This is a genomic window from Halopseudomonas xiamenensis, from assembly GCF_014219065.1.
In the GTDB taxonomy this organism is placed as follows: Bacteria; Pseudomonadota; Gammaproteobacteria; order Pseudomonadales; family Pseudomonadaceae; genus Halopseudomonas; species Halopseudomonas xiamenensis.
Map to the genome: position 1 here is coordinate 47265 of NZ_JACLGO010000017.1, position 17756 is coordinate 65020.

The 17756-nt window shown below is 57.6% G+C and carries 15 protein-coding genes; 4 read left to right on the forward strand and 11 right to left on the reverse strand.

From position 1 onward, the window contains the following. The first annotated feature begins 34 nt into the window (after positions 1–34). Positions 35–2689, forward strand: a complete 2655-nt coding sequence (gene aceE / locus H6X51_RS12385) for a pyruvate dehydrogenase (acetyl-transferring), homodimeric type (protein WP_185267795.1) — start codon at positions 35–37, stop codon at positions 2687–2689. An 11-nt stretch (positions 2690–2700) separates the two neighbouring features. Further along, positions 2701–4359, forward strand: coding sequence for a dihydrolipoyllysine-residue acetyltransferase (aceF, locus tag H6X51_RS12390; protein ID WP_185267796.1), 1659 nt, complete (start codon positions 2701–2703; stop codon positions 4357–4359). 42 nt (positions 4360–4401) lie between these two features. On the opposite strand, the gene H6X51_RS12395 is transcribed toward aceF, so the two are convergent. The 7 genes from H6X51_RS12395 to H6X51_RS20095 form a co-directional block, all read right to left on the reverse strand. After that, positions 4402–5691, reverse strand: a complete 1290-nt coding sequence (locus tag H6X51_RS12395) for a serine hydrolase domain-containing protein (RefSeq protein WP_185267797.1) — start codon at positions 5689–5691, stop codon at positions 4402–4404. 455 nt (positions 5692–6146) lie between these two features. Next, complete coding sequence (locus tag H6X51_RS12400; RefSeq protein WP_185267798.1) at positions 6147–6539, reverse strand: type IV pilin protein; 393 nt, start codon at positions 6537–6539, stop codon at positions 6147–6149. Then, entirely contained in the window at positions 6539–9397 is a 2859-nt protein-coding gene (locus H6X51_RS12405) for a PilC/PilY family type IV pilus protein (RefSeq protein WP_185267799.1), read from the reverse strand. The genes H6X51_RS12400 and H6X51_RS12405 overlap by 1 nt, the downstream gene beginning before the upstream one ends. A 10-nt stretch (positions 9398–9407) precedes the next feature. Next, entirely contained in the window at positions 9408–9950 is a 543-nt protein-coding gene (locus tag H6X51_RS12410; protein WP_185267800.1) for a pilus assembly PilX family protein, read from the reverse strand. Position 9951: 1 nt separating this feature from the next. Then, positions 9952–10671 (reverse strand): PilW family protein, encoded by a 720-nt coding sequence (locus tag H6X51_RS12415; protein ID WP_185267837.1) that lies wholly within the window; start codon positions 10669–10671, stop codon positions 9952–9954. Then, positions 10668–11222, reverse strand: coding sequence for a type IV pilus modification protein PilV (gene pilV, locus H6X51_RS12420; RefSeq protein ID WP_221627332.1), 555 nt, complete (start codon positions 11220–11222; stop codon positions 10668–10670). Before pilV ends, H6X51_RS12415 begins: the two co-directional genes overlap by 4 nt. After that, a complete protein-coding gene (locus H6X51_RS20095; protein ID WP_328795671.1) occupies positions 11222–11689 on the reverse strand; it encodes a pilus assembly FimT family protein in 468 nt (155 codons plus the stop codon). The genes pilV and H6X51_RS20095 overlap by 1 nt, the downstream gene beginning before the upstream one ends. A 266-nt stretch (positions 11690–11955) precedes the next feature. Between H6X51_RS20095 and H6X51_RS12430 the strand changes: the two genes are divergently transcribed. Continuing rightward, complete coding sequence (locus H6X51_RS12430; RefSeq protein WP_185267801.1) at positions 11956–12729, forward strand: hypothetical protein; 774 nt, start codon at positions 11956–11958, stop codon at positions 12727–12729. Between the two features lie 403 nt (positions 12730–13132). On the opposite strand, the gene H6X51_RS12435 is transcribed toward H6X51_RS12430, so the two are convergent. Continuing rightward, a complete protein-coding gene (locus tag H6X51_RS12435; RefSeq protein ID WP_185267802.1) occupies positions 13133–14308 on the reverse strand; it encodes a hypothetical protein in 1176 nt (391 codons plus the stop codon). 523 nt (positions 14309–14831) lie between these two features. On the opposite strand from H6X51_RS12435, the gene H6X51_RS12440 reads away from it, so the two are divergent. Continuing rightward, positions 14832–15803, forward strand: coding sequence for a DUF4351 domain-containing protein (locus H6X51_RS12440; RefSeq protein WP_185267803.1), 972 nt, complete (start codon positions 14832–14834; stop codon positions 15801–15803). A gap of 64 nt (positions 15804–15867) precedes the next feature. On the opposite strand, the gene H6X51_RS12445 is transcribed toward H6X51_RS12440, so the two are convergent. The 3 genes from H6X51_RS12445 to H6X51_RS12455 form a co-directional block, all read right to left on the reverse strand. After that, positions 15868–16341, reverse strand: a complete 474-nt coding sequence (locus tag H6X51_RS12445) for a nucleoside deaminase (RefSeq protein WP_185267804.1) — start codon at positions 16339–16341, stop codon at positions 15868–15870. 390 nt (positions 16342–16731) lie between these two features. Next, the gene (locus H6X51_RS12450) at positions 16732–16983 is read right to left on the reverse strand and encodes a helix-turn-helix domain-containing protein (protein ID WP_185267805.1); all 252 of its coding nucleotides are present in this window, start codon (positions 16981–16983) and stop codon (positions 16732–16734) included. 78 nt (positions 16984–17061) lie between these two features. Next, positions 17062–17736 (reverse strand): DUF2889 domain-containing protein, encoded by a 675-nt coding sequence (locus H6X51_RS12455; RefSeq protein ID WP_185267806.1) that lies wholly within the window; start codon positions 17734–17736, stop codon positions 17062–17064. Positions 17737–17756: the final 20 nt, after the last annotated feature.

Below are 17756 nucleotides of genomic sequence, written 5' to 3' on the forward strand. Positions count from 1 at the left end.
TTTACCCTGGGACCCACAAGGTCTGGAGAACAATATGAAGCTTGAAGATATCGATCCACTCGAAACCCAGGAATGGCTCGATGCCCTGGAATCCGTTCTCGACACCGAAGAAGGCGAAAAACGGGCCGAATACCTGATCCAGCGCATGGGCGAACTGGCCAGCCGTTCCGGTACTCAGCTGCCCTACGCCATCACCACCCCCTATCGCAACACCATCCCGGTGACCCACGAAGCGGCGATGCCCGGCGACCTGTTCATGGAACGCCGCATCCGCTCGATGGTGCGCTGGAACGCGCTGGCCATGGTCATGCGTGCCAACCTGCAGGACCCGGACCTGGGTGGCCACATCTCCACCTTCGCCTCCAGTGCCACGCTGTATGACATCGGCTTCAACTACTTCTTCAAGGCCCCCACCGAAGAACACGGCGGTGACCTGGTGTTCTACCAGGGTCACGCCTCACCGGGCATCTACGCCCGCGCGTTCCTGGAAGGCCGCATCAGCGAAGAGCAGATGACCAACTATCGCCAGGAAGTCGACGGCAACGGCCTGTCCTCCTATCCGCACCCCTGGCTGATGCCCGACTTCTGGCAGTTCCCCACCGTATCCATGGGCCTGGGCCCGATCCAGGCGATCTACCAGGCGCGCTTCATGAAGTACCTGGAAAGCCGCGGCTTCATCAAGCCGGGCCAGCAGAAGGTCTGGTGCTTCCTGGGTGACGGCGAGTGTGACGAGCCGGAATCCCTCGGCGCCATCTCCCTGGCCGGTCGCGAGAAGCTCGACAACCTGATCTTCGTCATCAACTGTAACCTGCAGCGCCTCGACGGCCCAGTTCGCGGCAACGGCAAGATCATCCAGGAACTGGAAGGCAACTTCCGTGGTGCCGACTGGAACGTGATCAAGGTCATCTGGGGTCGCCTGTGGGACCCGCTGCTGGCCCGCGATCACGACGGCCTGCTGCAGCAGCGCATGGAAGACGCCGTGGATGGCGACTACCAGAACTACAAAGCCAACGACGGCGCCTATGTGCGCGAACACTTCTTCGGTGCCCGCCCGGAACTGAAGAAAATGGTCGAAGGCATGTCCGATGCGGAGATCTGGAAGCTCAACCGTGGCGGCCACGATCCCTACAAGGTCTACGCGGCCTACCATGCGGCCAGCAACCACAAGGGTCAGCCCAGCGTCATCCTGGCCAAGACCATCAAGGGCTACGGCACCGGCGCCAGCCAGGGCCAGAACATCGCCCACAACACCAAGAAGGTCGATACCGAGAGCCTGCGCAAATTCCGCGACGCCTTCGGCATCCCGATCAGCGACGATCAGCTGGAGCACCTGCCCTTCTACCGTCCCGAGGAAGGCAGCCCCGAGTACAAGTACCTGCACTCGCGCCGCGAAGCCCTGGGCGGTTACACGCCGCAGCGCCGCACCAGCAGCACGCCGATCCCGGTTCCGCCGCTGGAGACCCTCAAGTCGATCCTCGACGGTACCGGCGAGCGTGAAATCTCCACCACCATGGCCTTCGTGCGCATCCTCGCGCAACTGCTGAAGGACAAGGAGCTGGGCCAGCGCATCGTACCGATCGTGCCGGACGAGGCGCGTACCTTCGGTATGGAAGGCATGTTCCGCCAGTTGGGCATCTACTCCTCGGTCGGCCAGCTGTATGAGCCGGTGGACAAGGACCAGGTGATGTTCTACCGCGAGGACAAGAAGGGCCAGATCCTCAACGAAGGCATCAACGAGGCCGGCGCCATGTCCAGCTGGATCGCCGCCGCCACCGCCTACAGCACCTACAACCAGCCGATGCTGCCGTTCTACATCTTCTACTCGATGTTCGGCTTCCAGCGTATCGGCGACCTGGCCTGGGCCGCTGGCGACAGCCGCGCCAAGGGCTTCCTGATCGGCGGCACCGCCGGTCGCACCACGCTGAACGGTGAAGGCCTGCAGCATGAAGATGGTCACAGCCACATCCTGGCCTCGACCATCCCCAACTGCCGCACCTATGACCCCACCTACGGCTACGAGCTGGCAGTGATCATTCGCGAAGGTTCGCGGCGAATGATGGAAGAGCAGGAAAACATCTTCTATTACCTGACCGTGATGAACGAAGCCTACGCCCAGCCGGCCATGCCCGAAGGCGTGGAAGAGGGCATCATCCGCGGCATGTACCTGCTCGAGGAAGCCAAGGAGAAAGGCAAGCAGCATGTCCAGCTGATGGGCAGCGGCACCATCCTGCGCGAAGTACGCGAGGCGGCCACCCTGCTGCAGAACAACTACGGCATCAGCGCCGATATCTGGAGCGTCACCAGCTTCAACGAACTGCGCCGCGACGGCCTGGATGTGGAGCGCTGGAACCGCCTGCATCCGACCGATGCACCGCGTCTGACCTATGTCGAGCAGAACCTGGCCGAGCGCAATGGACCGGTCATCGCTGCCACCGACTACATGAAGCTGTACGCCGAGCAGATTCGCCAGTGGGTACCGGGCAACTTCAAGGCGCTGGGCACCGATGGCTTCGGTCGCAGTGACAGCCGTCGCAAGCTGCGGGACTTCTTCGAGGTCGACCGCCGCTGGATTGCCTACACCGCGTTGGCGGCGCTGGTCGAGAATGGCGAGCTGCAGCCCAAGGTACTGGTCGAGGCGCAAGCCACCTTCGGTCTGGACCCGAACAAAACCAACCCGCTGAACTGCTGAGGAGAGCTGCCATGAGTGAATTGATCAAGGTACCCGACATCGGCGGCGCAGGCGAAGTCATTGAAATCTTGGTCCAGGTCGGCGATCGCGTCGAAGTGGAACAGAGCCTGGTAACCCTGGAATCGGACAAGGCCAGCATGGAGCTGCCCAGCCCCAAGGCCGGTGTCATCAAGGCCATCAAGGTCAAGCTGGGTGACAGCCTGTCCGAAGGCGACGAGCTGATCGAATTGGAGGTCGAGGGCGGCGAGCAGGCTGCCGACGAGCAATCGGCGGAACAAGCCAAAGCCGAGCAGTCAACCGAACAGCCGGCCAAGCAGGAAGAGTCTGCCCCGGCTCCAACGGAAAAGCCGGCAGCGAAGAAAGCCGAGAGCAGCGTGCAATCGTTCAATATCCCGGATATCGGCGACGGCAGCGCGCGGGTCATCGAGCTGATGGTGCAGGTCGGTGACAAGGTCGAGGCCGAGCAGAGCCTGCTGACCCTGGAATCCGACAAGGCCAGCATGGAAATCCCGGCACCGGCGGCCGGCGTGATCGAAGCCATCGTGGTGAAACTCGAGCAGGAAGTCAAAACCGGCGACCTGATGCTGCGCATGCGTGTGGAAGGTGAGGCCGAGGAGGCAGAGCAAGCCGAGCCAGCCCCTACTGCCCAGGAAGCAAAAGAGCAAGCAGCAACGCCAGCCAAGGAAGAAAGCGCCCCGGCACCAGCCGCCAAGCAGGCTGCACCGGCCCCGGTCGGCGCGCCCAGTCGTGGCGACAAGAAGGTCCATGCCGGCCCGGCCGTACGCAAGCTGGCTCGTGAGTTTGGCATCGAGCTGACCGATATCACCGGCAGCGGTCCGCGCAACCGCATTCTCAAGGACGATGTACAGGCCTACGTGCAGAGCGTGATGCGCAAGAACAAGGAAAGTGGCGGCGCCACCGCAACCGGTGGTGCTGGCATCCCGCAGGTGCCGGAAGTCGACTTCAGCCGCTTCGGTGAAGTCGAACTGAAGGACATGACCCGTCTGCAGCAGATCGGTGCCAGCAACCTGCACCGCAGCTGGCTGAACGTGCCTCATGTCACCCAGTTCGACCTGGCCGACATCAGCGAACTGGAAGACTTCCGCAAGGCACAGAAGACCGTGGCGGAAAAGGCCGGCGTCAAGCTGACCGTACTGCCGTTCCTGCTCAAGGCCTGTGCTCACCTGCTGCGCGAACAGCCGAACTTCAACGTCTCGCTGGCCGCCAACGGCAAACAGCTGATCCAGAAGAACTACGTGCACATCGGTTTTGCCGTGGATACTCCGGATGGTCTGCTGGTCGCGGTGATCCGTGATGTGGACAAGAAGAGCCTGCTGGAGCTGGCAGCCGAAGCGGCGGAACTCGCCGACAAGGCCCGCAACAAGAAGCTCAGCGCCAACGACATGCAGGGCGCCTGCTTCACCATCTCCAGCCTGGGGCACATCGGTGGCACTTACTTCACACCGATCGTCAACACCCCGGAAGTCGCGATCCTCGGCGTCAGCCGCGCGACGATGCAACCGGTGTGGGATGGCAAGGCCTTCCAGCCACGGCTGATGCTGCCGCTGTCACTGTCCTACGACCACCGCGCCATCAACGGCGCCGCCGCAGCCCAGTTCACCAAGCGCCTGGGTGAACTGCTGGGTGATATCCGGTCGATGTTGTTGTAATGCAAAGCGGTCGGCAACACCTGTTGCCGACCGCCTTCCCTCCTACTGCTCATTCCCCCGCAACAGATCCGCCAACGCCGCCAGTGCCGGAATACTCAACGGCATGGTTTGCGCGCTGCTGGCAATCGGATGCGATGACAGGCGCACCATGACCATGCCCACCGCCGGGTTGATATGGATCATCTGCCCATGCACGCCCAGGGCCTCGAAAGCGCCATCGGCGTTATGACTGATCCACCACTGGTTGCGATAGGAATAGCCCGGCTGGAAATCCCGCCCCGAGGCCTTGAATGCCTCCCGATCAGCGCCCTCCCGGATCTTCTGGATTGCCTCGGCACTGACCACCTGCTGGCCATTGAAACGCCCCTCCAACCGCACCATCTCGGCAAAGCGCGCCAGGTCCCGCAGCGTCACGTTGAAGCCCGCCCCGGCCCACTCGGCACCCTTGGAATCGAGCAGCATATAGCCATCCTGCTCGGCACCCAGCTTGCTCCAGATCCGCTGTTCCACCAGGGCCGCCGTGGACAGTCCGCTCACCCGACGCAGAATCCAGCCCAGCACCTCGGTATGCGTGGTGCGATAACGGAACGCCTCACCGTGCGCGTCCACACCCGCGCCGATGGTCGGCAGATAGGAATACAGGTCCCGCGCGCCCGGATAATCATGCGGCACCGGCCCCATGCCCGCCGCCAGCGAATACTTGACCACATCGGAATTGCGATCGGCATAGATTTCGCTGTAATCGATATCCGCCGTCATATCCAGCACCTGCTGCACCGTCGCCCCGCGCCAGCCACTGTTCTCCAGCTCCGGCAGGTACTCGGTCACCAGCGCATCGGGATTCAGCTCACCCTCCTCGATCAACTGCGTCGCCATCAACCCAACAAAAGACTTGGTCACCGACCACAGGATATGCGGCTCATCCTCCGGCACACCCGGCTGATAGCGCTCGAACAGCACCTTGCCGTGCTGCATGACCAGCACGCCGTCGACATAGGTCGCATCCAGGTACTGCTCGAAGCTCATCTGATTGCCGTCAGGACCGGTAAAGCGCAGATCGGCAATCTGCTGCTCCAACCCCTCAGCACGCGGCAGCGGATAAACACCCTCGTTACCACGGGCCACCCGCCGGGACGGAAACAACTCCCGCGCATGGTGGAAACTCCAACGCGGATTGGGATAGGGACGCATGAAGCCCGCCAACGTCACCTGCTTGTCCGCCGCCGGCGGAAAGCCCTGCATCAACTGCAAACGATCGGTACGCACCGACTCGGGATCGGGCAACTCAACGGCAACACCTTGCGCGGACAACAGAACGGCAGCCAAAGTCACCCCCCATATTCCTGATTTTTTCATAGCAGCACCGGATATCTCTTGTTCTTGTCCACCCGAGACTACCCAACCCGCCCCCCTTCGCCAACAAGGCAAAGGCCAGATTGTTCTGCTGAATAGGGAATGATGCGGATCAGCCGCCCAACCACCCGCGTCAAGACAACCCCGGCCACCTCGCCTGACCGTGCACCACGTCATTACGAGGCCAAAGGCCACGGCAATCCACCAACTCGAAGCCGGCCAAGCCAAAGCTGCACAGGGGTGTAGCCCCCCCCCGCGCCACGCCAGCGCCAGGGCACATAATCACCAGCTTGCACAATCCTACTCCCTCTCCCCTCGCGGGAGAGGGCTGGGGAGAGGGGGAGCAACATCACCGCCCCTGCCATCCTGGGTCTGCCGGAAGGATACAAGCAGCATCTTCCGCCAATACAGCAGACACCCTCCATCCCGGTAACTTACCAGGACTTCGTTCCATCACTTCCGTAGGTCAGCTTGGGCTTCCCAGACATCAGGCCTGTCTTCGGGTTCGCCTCAATCGTATAGCTCTGATTCGATGCACCTGGAGTGATTTTTGCTTCGTAATATTTGCTGCCACTCAATTCAGGTGCCAGTGTTGAAAGCTTCGTATCCGCATCTTTATAAGAGAAATGCTTGGCCCGATAGGCTTCGAGTGTGCTGGCCAGCTCCATGATCTGTCCTTGCGCTTCCGCCTCGCGGGTATTCTGCACATAACGCTGATAGGACGGGTAGGCAATAGCGGCAAGTATGCCGACTATCACCACCACAATCATCACTTCGATCAGCGTAAAACCCGCGCCCCGGCGCGGCAATGATAGGACTCTTTTCATCAGCCGTTACCTCCTTCATCGCCCGAGCCTTTCGCCTCGTTACGAATCTCATTGGCCTCATCTTTTGGCAACTGCATCCAGCGACGCTTACGCAGATTCGGGTTACCCAGATCGCCCTCGCCAATCACCTCAGTGCCAACGACCACGATCAGATCGCCCTTTTCATCCACCAACAGGGTTGGTGTAGGCGGCGGCGTACTCTGGCTGAGCATCTCGCTGCGACTGGTCGGCGTCGGCCCTTCCTTGCTGATCGACTTGGGCGCTCCTGTGCGCAGATCAACACTGTGGAAATAAGCGGCGCCATAACGTACAGCGCAGACGTTATCATTTTCCTGGTCTTCGGTCGGCGCATAGGTGCTCAACATGATGGTGTTATCAAAGATCACCGGCGAGGCCAACGCCTTCTCTCCTGGGCGCACCGCATCCTCCTCAAACAGGTAATACCAGCCGCGATCGTCACTTTTCAGATCGCCATCTACCACATTGGCCATATTGGACAACGTAGCCACAGGGGAGGTACCTGAATGCCGCGCATCCTTATCAATAACAACGAACAAGCCCTCGTTCGTACCCTCATCCAGCGGATGGGTACGGTAACCGGAAGCCGCCGCCACATATAGGTGGTTCTGCGCACCCGATTTAACATAGGCAACCGCCGGCGCCTCGTAGAAACGACGATGATTCACACCTTCGCCACCCAGACTGGCAATGCGATGAACCTCGTAGTTAGCAGTTGTCCCACCCATATCGACACGGAACAACTGACCACCCAGATCGCCGAAATACAGGTGGTCCGCGACACCGTCAAAATCGATATCGACCACCGAAACACCACCTGGCACCGCCCATTTCAGATCATTGTGGGCGGCTTTCCAGATCAGCTCACCAGTCTCCGCATTGACGATGTAGATGGTATTTCCCCATGTATCACCATCGTCAGCGCGGTTATGGGTGGCACTGGCAATGCCATTCTCAATGGATGTATGTTGCAGAGGACTGTAGCCGCCCCCGAACACCAGTGCTGGTACCGGCTTGTCTTCACCGGAGACCCGGACCCGGGTCAAGGTCGGGGTGGACCAGGTCTCGCCCATGTCCTTGAAGTCGCCTTCACCACCGATGATCTGCCATTTCAGCTTGGGCGCTTCCGGATTGGTGACATCCAGCGCGTAGTAGTTTCGTCCGCCACTGCGCATGCCGCCGTAAACATAAACCTTGGCCGGTTTGTCGGTCAGACTGTCACCCGCCTGACGCCAGGCAACCCAACTGCCACCCAGCCCATAGGTCTGACGGCGGTTGTCTTGGGTAAGAGGCTTTTTCTTGATGGTGAACTCTGGCGCTTTTTCGAACAGTTCATGAGGCATAAAAGCGGCCACTTCTTCGCCAGATTTGGTGTCGATGATATGCAGCATGCCACCATTGGTAGAGACAAACACATAGTTGTCATCTTCACCATAGTTGATCATCAGCGGCACGCTGTGCATCGGGTCGCCCCACTGGCTCTTCAAGGCTTCGAACATGGCCTTGCGTTCGTCCAAGCTATCCAAGCCAACAAAGGAACTATTGTCGGGCACAGTGCTAGTATTATTTGCGGCGTTCCAGCTTAGCTTGCTGGTGGTTCCACCATCAGCACTGCTGTAATACAGGTTGCGCGTACCCACCTGCTCCCGGGCGCCGCCCTTGGTGGCATCGGCACCGTCTTCCACAGTACCCCAGAAGCTACTGGCATCGCTCTTGAAGTAACCAGTACTCGAGTCAATGGCGGGACCACTGCGGTCATGAATTTCCTGATTCTTCAGTTGGTAGCGCTTGAGGTTACCCTCCCAGAAGCTGCTTTCCGCCGGCTGGAATACCGCGTAGTAAAGCTCGTCAAGGTGCTGGAAGCGGTTAAGGGTATTGACTGCAACACCTGGTGCAGAAATGGAACGGGACTGGCCGTCGATCAGGTCGAGGATGTCGATAAAAGCTGCAGCCAGCGCCTCTGCTGTCTGGGCATCATAAACTTTTTCTGTACCACCTGCCGATGCCACTTCCCCCATATTCTTTAGGTTACCAGACGTCATCTGAAAACCGACCTGCCAGGTCTTTATGGGCTTTCGGGTCACCTTACCGCCGCTGCCCAACACATCCTCTCCGTCATTGTACAGCCACTTGGCTAGATCTTTCTGGCAGTTATAGGAGGAATTACAATTACTCCCAGCCTTGCCTCTCGCATAGTCTCTCGACGCATTATCGTAATCCGACACAGGCTCACCATCGGTCATAACGATGACATGGTTACTTTCGCACTGATTATTATAGTTTATCGGCGAGTCATAACTGCTCGAGCTTACCCATTTACAGTTCTTACCGTTACTATTACATTCCTGCTGCATATTAACAGCTGGTCTCGGATTAGACTGCAATGCCTGACCACTTTTAGCATAATCACTTGGCGCCTCCCCTAGCATATAGCGCACCATTTCAGTATAAGACTCCAGAGTCGGCGTGTTACCGCTGGCCGGAAGCCCTGAAACCGCTCCCTTGACATCGGCTATCGCACTGCTATCCATAGGTGTAACCGGATAAAAAACATAACCACCGGAAGAACCGTTAAAGCGCCCCACTCCTACACTTATATCCTCCCCCAAGCCAGACACAACTGAATTAAATGCATTTTTCAGATCTGTCATTTTTTTTCCGGACATGGACCCTGAACTATCCAACAGAAACAGCACATTGGCCACAGGCTTGTTCTCAGTATTACCCACATTCACTTGAGCAAAGTAGATTTCCGTATCATCGGCATAACTAACGGCCGAGAACGACAGGAGCGTGGTTGTCAGTAGTCCCGTGATGAAGCCCTGCAGTTTTCCGTTCATGGCGCTGTTCCTAGTTGAGCTCCGAGGAGGGGGCGATTCCACGTTTCAGCGCCTCCTGGAAGTGATGATTCTGCAGGCTGAGGGCAGGCATTTCGCTTTCAGCCAGCATATTGATCTGATAGTCAGCAAAGATAGTGCCGGCTCCGGTCTGACTGACCTGGGAGCCATCGAGAGGGGTATAGCCGCCGAGATAACTGAGCGAGCCTGCGCGTAACAATCCTCGCTCATCCAGCCTCGCGTTGCTGCCACAGGCGCCCTCCGACTCGGAGTTGCTGCGCTCAACACAATACTCGACTACACCTGAAGCGAAGGCAGTGTAGAGCTGCTGGTCGGTCATCTCATTGAGCTTGCGGTAGGTGACACCCAGCGCCGTTTCCGCCGCCTCAAAGGTCATGGCATCGCCCTGCACTCCGGTAGCTACCTTGCCGGAGAACAGGCTTGAACGCAGCGCAGACAGGCCCATCAACGAGACCATCAGCAGGATAATCAACGATACCAGCAAAGCCGCGCCGCGCTGGGTCTGAGGCCGACCAGTGAATGTGGATTCATACATATCACACCCCATCCCAATCATAGTTACGCAGTTGCACGGTAGCGCTGTATACCCGGCGCAGCAGGTTGTCGTTGCTGGACACCGACTGATCGAGCACCCAGTGCGACATGCTTGCCGACTCGGCCTGGCGGAATCTGTCTGAGGACAGCAGCAGGGCAAAGCGGATCGCGACCACCACCGAGTCATCTTCAAGTTCGCCAGCAGTGACGAAGCGAGTCACCTCAAGCCGCTGGTTGGGTTTGCCATCAATACCGTACAGCACCTGAAAGCTCTCCACCCCGCTGAGCAGATCCACCGTGCTATTGGTCAGCTCGCTGGTACATTGCAACACGCTATCTACAACCCGATAAACACTGCGGATTTCCGTTTCAGTGGTATATGTCTCGCCGGCGCAAGTGGAGGTACCCCAGTAATGGATCGCCAAAGTGTCATCCCCTTCATTTCCCCCGTCTGCGGCTATGCTGGTGGCCCCGGCATCCCCTTCCCGCGCCACAGGCGGAATGGCTCCCGACAGTGCATCACCCCGTCCGGACTGGCGTATATCCGCCACCATATAGCGAATAGCCGCCTGGCCATCTTCGTGGAGTTCAGTCAGCGCTTGTTGCAAAGTAAAGGTGCGCTGATTGGTCAGAAACAGCTGCAAGGCGGCCAGGGTGAGGATCAGCCCGATCAACATCGCCACCATCAACTCGACCAAGGTAAAGCCGTATTGTCTTTTCATCGGGCAACCTCCAGGACCAGGCAGTTGCTGTCCTTGTCTACATTGATCCCGGCAGCCGCCATGCAACTGGCAGGATCATCCTGATCACCCCAGCTGACGATGACGCAGGTCAGATCAGTGGTAAAGGTGCACTCATCAACGAGGATACGCCCACCCGGCAACTGGTTGGCAGCCAGCCAAGTAAGCTGGGCAATATCCCAATCGGCCAGCTCCTCTGGATCGCAGTCGGCATCTTTGCCAATGCAGCTGGAATCCGGCTCCTCACCTTGCTCGCCCGCAGCCCAGTTGCCGGCCTGGTAATGATTGGTAGCCCATGAGTCGAGCGGATTTTCCGGCATCCCACGCCCCATCGGATTGAGTTCCAGGCGCTCGATGGCATCCTGAGCAATCAGCACCGCTGCGACCCGGTGGTTGGCGTCATCACTCTGGCTCAGGGCAGTCATCTGCAGCCCAGCAAAGCCCAACACACCAACGGCCAACACCAGCAGAGCAATGAGCACTTCCAGCAAGCCGACACCATGCTGCGGCGATATAGGGTTCATCCGCTTCATCAGGAGCACCCTCCAGTTGTGATTTTTCCGAAGAAAGAAACGCAGAAGGTACGACTGGAAATGCTGGAGTCAGTATGGGAGACGGTGAATTCGGCGTTGTTCCCGCTGTTATCACCACGCCCCCCCCTGGCTAAAAACTCCAATGCCCCACTCCCCGCGGTACGGCTGATGCTAACGCCCTTACCGGGAGCAAACTCGGCATCCTCTCCGGCATCAACACTACCAAACTCAAGTTCCCAGCCATCGCCCCAACCGCCTGATGCCGGCTTGACCTTCACCTCTGTACGCATGCTCATGGACTGCTGGCGTGCAATGTTGATTGTAGAGATCAAGTCGTTTGTGGTGGCGCGGACGGCGTTATTGCGGGACACAGTCTGAAAAGAAGGTATCGCGATGCCCAGTAGAATCGCAGCAACCGCAATGGTCACCATGATTTCAACCAGTGTGAACCCCTTCACCCTATCCATGACAATCCTCCTATTAGCGATGCCACTATAGAATGGGGGTTGGCAAGTGGCGCGCCTCTGACGATAAGTGGAGGAATTCGGAGCATGAGCGGTGCAGCCATTCCATGCAGACCATGCGTGGCTCGTCAGGCTCGTGGTCAAGCTACCGAATCAAGCTGGCCAAGCTGGACTATGTCTTTGCCCAGCGCATAAACTGCTTCCCTCCTGTTCGCTGGGCTTGAGTCTTATTCGGCCCCACTCTTTAATCCAGTTAGAAGATACTGAAAATGCCCTTTCAATCTTGCTGCCATAACCACCTAACCAACGAAATACTGCAAACTCTAGAAAAGCTGAATAAGGCCGAACCCAGAAAGTACAAAAATACCAGCACCGAGGACAAAGCGAGGCGTCTATCCAACTGGTGCCTCATATTGGCAATCCTCCTGTTTCTTATCGCCCTTGCTTTTACATTATTTTATAGGGCCGAACAACCAGCCCCTGCAGCCAAGTTTTTCCTCCTGACAATTATGACAACCGTGATATCTATGGCCCTTCTTGCCATTATCATTCCACCGGCTGCATCACTAGCAACCCTAGTGAACTGGAAAAAAAGCTCATTCACAAACCTGCAGGATGACATTCACCATGAATATGAAATAGCCGAAAACTTCAAACACCATACAGACAGGTCGATATCTGGCGCACGATTCTGGCTTGAACGAAAAATTCTCCGAATGAGATCACGCACCACTCGTTTTTTTGGCAGAGAAACAGCAGTAATTGGCCTGGTTTCTGCGGCCATGACGTTCAATGAAAAGCTTGACTTGATCCAGCTTCTCTCAGGCCTGTTCACTGGCAAAATCAGCCTTGCCAACGTTGGCAGCGTGGCAGTCATTTTCTCTGCGGCATTCCTGGTCGGCATTTCAAGCGGAACAATGTTACTGAATGCCGTTATCAGCCGATACCAGTACCAGATCGAGATACTGGATTTAGTTGAAGAACTGAAACAACGAAAACAATCTGACAGCCAGAATGAGTACCCCGAATGTGAGTCAGAGTAAACCCTCACTCATATCATACAAACTGACGACAGCTAAAGTGATACAGGGGGAGTCGAGCCTGGTCAGAACGGAACCTCAGCCTGCCTATCAGCCCCGACGCCTATTCAGAAGCATACTTTTTGCCATCACAGAGTACGACCGGCAAGTCAGGCATCTCCTCCCTGTCGTCGAGCAAGCGCTCAACAACCCGGCCCCTAAGCCCCATGCCATCACCGATGCAGCGCTTTCACCTCTCCCACCAGCACATCATCCGGCCCCTCCACTACCACATGCGGGGCGATATCCTGGATCGAAAGCATGTTTACCGGAGGCGGAGCCAGACTCATATCCTGGCGCCATGCAAGCAACCGCCGGACAGACAGTCTCCCCCCTCAAAGCCACGATGCTCAAAGCTCCAGACTGTTCAAGGCGACATACGCGCTGTCAAACGTCGGAATTCCTCTTTCATGTTTTCATTCTGGAATTCGCGTACATCGGGCATCTGCAGTGAAATGAGCTGCTCGAAGGTGTTCGCACCCTCACGGATCATGCTCACGACTGCCGAGCTGAGAGACACTGTATTGTAGGTATTGTTGGCGACTCGTATTTCCTTCTCGGTTACCTGCAATGCCTTACTGACCTTGTTCTTCTGGTCATTGAGAACCTGCTCATACAGTTCAATAACCCGCAAGGTCATTTCATTAGCTTCGATGTTGCTCTTTATCGTCTGAGGATGGGTCCCTGTTTTCAGCAGGGCTCGGGCCTCTTTCAGGTTGTCGTTGGCTGTGGCGCGGAACTCCGCCAACTTGGGTAAATACTCCCCATTCACCTCAGCCAAAAACTGTTTCTGCATGGTGCCAATAAGGCGATGCAAGACCACTACCATGCCGTAATACTTCTTTGCGTGCTCCAAATCTTCTCCGGATTCCTGGGTAAGCACGCTGAGCTGCACCGTCAGGTCCTTGATAGCATTGAAAACCACTGTCATCCCCATTATGTCGTCTCCTGTGACAGAGGACAGCATGGTGTCGAGCTGGTCGTTCGTGAGATTCAAGCCGATGGCAGCCAGCGCCGTAGCCATCTCAGTCAACGTTTGTATCTTTTCCGCTTCAAAGCTTTCGATATTGCCTTCAGTTGCCTCAATAAGCAGGTCGTAGTCTTCCCGGGTAGAGGCCACCCACTGCTTCAGGGTTTCCCCGGGCACGAGATTGATGCTCAGACTACGCCCATCGCTGGGCGCCAGGACCCGATCCCGCCGTAACTGAGTAAGGCGCCGTCTCTCAGCGGCTACCCGGCCTTCCAGCTGTTGATACTGGCTTCGCATGGTATTGATACCATCCGATTCAAGAAGTCCAATGGCCTCCTTGATAAGCTTATCAAGGTCAGTTTCTGCCGATTTCTGGTCCCTACCTAGAAGTCGAGACCGCTCCAGAGTTGGGATCTCATCGTGCACGGTGAGTGCCTTTTCAAGCTGGCCAAGCACCTTGCGTGTATCAAAAGACAGCACCCGCTCACGGGTCCATTCCTCAGCATGAGAGTTCACGCTGACCAGCGCACAGGTCAACAACAGACCACAGAAAAACTTCTTCACCATACTCACAGCATTATCAACCTCTTGAAAGAGAATATTTGAATGTAGCCATCGTCATCGCTGAGGCCTGACCGGCGTACTACCCACTCGCTGTCACGAATAATGACGAGCCCGCCTAGAGCGTAAAGACCTTGCCTTACCCTTTCCGGTCACCGACACAACCCCGATATTCCAGCACCATGACAATAATGGCCTAATGATGCGGCACTTGGCCTTCAAGGGGAAGCGTTGGCAAGTCTCATAAAACAAATGGACAACAGATGGACCAGGTACATTTACGGACACATTTACACATTTATGCATATAAGCGGTGTGGCTGAACTCGGGGCAGAGTTTCCGTAGCCTGCTCGACGACGGGAGTGTCCGCTATTGCCAGAACAATGAGACGAGCTATACCCCACCATCCCTGCGCTCTTGCTTGTAAGCCTGTTTCTTTGTGTGCTACTCCACAGTTCCCGCATCCTTTGGCCTGACGCTCCACTATCTGTATTAGCCTGATCCGCAACTCTCAGCCCAAGGATCGCAGCTCAGGATGAGCCAAACCAAACCGCCACCACAGGACCACGACAGTCCCTGGAAGGAAGCATTGGAGTATTTCTTTCAGCCCTTCATGCAGCTACTCTACCCGGACATCCATGACGCCATCGACTGGACGGTGCCGGCGGAGTTTCTCGACAAGGAACTGCAGAAGATCAACCACAAGGCCAGCGCCGGGCGGCGTTATGCCGACAAGCTGGTCAAGGTCCGCTACCGCGATGGCGACGCCTGCTGGATACTGATTCACGTCGAGGTGCAGGGCGAAAAGGAAGACGCCTTTGCCGCACGCATGTACAGCTATTACCACCGCATCCGCGACCGTTACGGCCTGCGAGTCATCAGCCTGGCGGTGCTGGCCGATACCGATCCGGCTTTTCGCCCGGCATCCTTTGAGGAGCAACTGGCCGGCACCGGCGTGAGCTTCCGCTTTCGCAGCATCAAATTGCTGGATTACCTGCCGCGCCTGGAAGAGCTCAAGCACGATGACAACCCTTTCGGCCTGTTGATTGCCGCCCAGTTGACTGCCAAACTGGTCCGCGACGGCAAGACCAGGGCCGATAACCTGATCAGCTTCTACCGCCTGGCCATCCGCAAGCAGCTGGAGCGGGAGCGGCTCGGCCAGTTGGTGATCTTTCTCGAATGGATGGTCGCCTTGCCGGAATCGGTCAATGATTATTACGAAGAGCAACTGGAGACTCTGCAGGAGGAGGCAGCCATGACCTATATCAGTTCATTCGAGCGTAAAGCCATGGAGAAGGGAGTTGCTCAGGGGCTTGAGCAGGGGCTCGAACAGGGAGTTGTCCAGGGCAGCCTGAGTATTTTGCTCAAACAGCTGAGCCACCGCTTCGGTGAGCTCGACCCGACGGTGCTGCAGAAGCTGCATGAAGCCAGCCCTGAGCAGTTGGAGCGTTGGGCGGAGAACATACTTGACGCCCAGACACTGGATGAGGTGTTTAGCCTGCATTGAGCGGGGTAACGGAGCAGGTACATTTTCACCCATATCGTCGAGCAGTCACTCAACAACCCGGCTCCTACGCCCCGTGCCGTCGCCGATGCAGCGCTTCCACCTCCCCCACCAGCACATCAACCGGCCCCTCCACCGCCACATTCGGGGCGATATCCTGGATCGAGAGCATGTTTACCGGTGGCGGAGCCAGGCCCATGTCCTGGTGCCATGCGAGCAGTTGTCGGGCGGAGCAGATATACACGATACGGCCCAATCCAACCCAGCCGTGGGCGGCTGAACACATAGGGCAGTGCTCGCCGGAGGTGAAGACGGTGGCAGCCGCCCGTTCTTCTGCACTCATATGCTCGGCGGCCCAACGGGCCAATTCGAATTCCGGGTGGCGCGTGTTATCGCCGCCACCAACCTCGTTGCGGGCTTCCGCCAATATCGTACCGGTAGCACCTACCAGTACCGAGCCAAACGGCTCATCTCCCGCCTCCAGCGCCTGCTGCGCCAGTTCGATGCAGCGGCGTAGATGCTGCAGTTCTGAATCCTGCATGATAATGAACTCCTCAAAAGGAAAAGAGCCCCGGCACACCCGTGATTACGGATCAGCTCAACGCCGAAACCATTCAGCAGCAAGGATAACTCGGGACACGATAAATGGACCGCTCAAACCTTGATCATCCCTTCGCCAGACTCACTCGCCCTCGCTTGTCATCCAGCAGACTGCGCATCATGCCTCTGTCCCAGGCACGTAGCATTTTGCTGCCCATATCGGTAAACGAGTCAGTACTATTCATGTGCTCGCGTAGCTCAGCAGCCGCTTGGCTCACCCCCTCCGCCACTCTCTCAAGACTCTGTGCAACCTGGGCCTCGCTCAGTCCACAGGCGATTCTGCCGAAGTTATAAAGCAGCCGATGCTTTGGCCAATTCTTGGACTGCAGAGTCAATCATCGAAGCAGCGCTCCTTCAGCTCATCGAGAGTGGGCCGGCCACTTTGCAGTTTCATCGAGAGGGTATGCCCTAGCACGTTAAGCAGCTTCTCATACTTGCGTATGCCGAGCTCCAGTACCGTATTGTTCTCGATACCGGACAGCGTTGCGCGGCTGATGCCAACCTGCGCCGCCAGCTCAGCCTGGGTGAGACCCCGCTCCTTACGCAGCCGGCGGATGGAGCGGCCGAGTTCTTCAACACTCATGTCATATATCCGATGCAAAGACAGGATTCTGTTTCATTATGCATTGTATACCTGACATTACAAGGCGCTGTGCACCGCTTAAACCCGCACCACCGGCTCCTGCCACCCCGCCAACAGATCCTCCGGCCCCTGCACATCCTCCCGCGTATTACCCAACACCCGAATCGCCCTCTCCGCCCGCCCCGGCTGGAACACGAAACAGGCGCCAGCCCGTGCGCGCATGGCCACGCCCGCATTGGGGATGCGGTCCAGGTCCACGCCCTTGCTCGCGGCCACCATGACGGCGCGGCGCTGTACATACAGGGCTTCCAGCTTGCGGTCATCCAGGGTCTGTTCGGCCCAGGGCATGATGCTGCGCAGGTCCTGCTGATCGAATTCATCCTGGCTGTGGATGACGGTGCCGCGCAGGCGCCAGTCCAGCAGTTTCTCGTCATCCAGCCACAGTTCGGCATGGCGGTATTCATGCATGGCGCCGATCACCTTGGCCAGGTATTCGCGCCGGCCCGGTTGCCGCGCCTGGGCCAGGGCGACCATCAGCAGGTCATACTGATGAGTGCATTGCTGTTTGCTGTCGATTTCCGGCAGGTTGACGGCAATGCGTTGGCGCAGGGGTTGGCCGATGAAGGCCTGCAGCTGGCTGGCGGCCTGGGGGCAACTGGTCCAGGGGGTGCGTCGGGCGGTGCTGTCGATCGAGGTGATGCGTTGGCCATCATGGCCCAGGTTGAGGACGAAGTAGTGGTGTTCATCTTCCATGGCCACCTGGCATTCGGTCG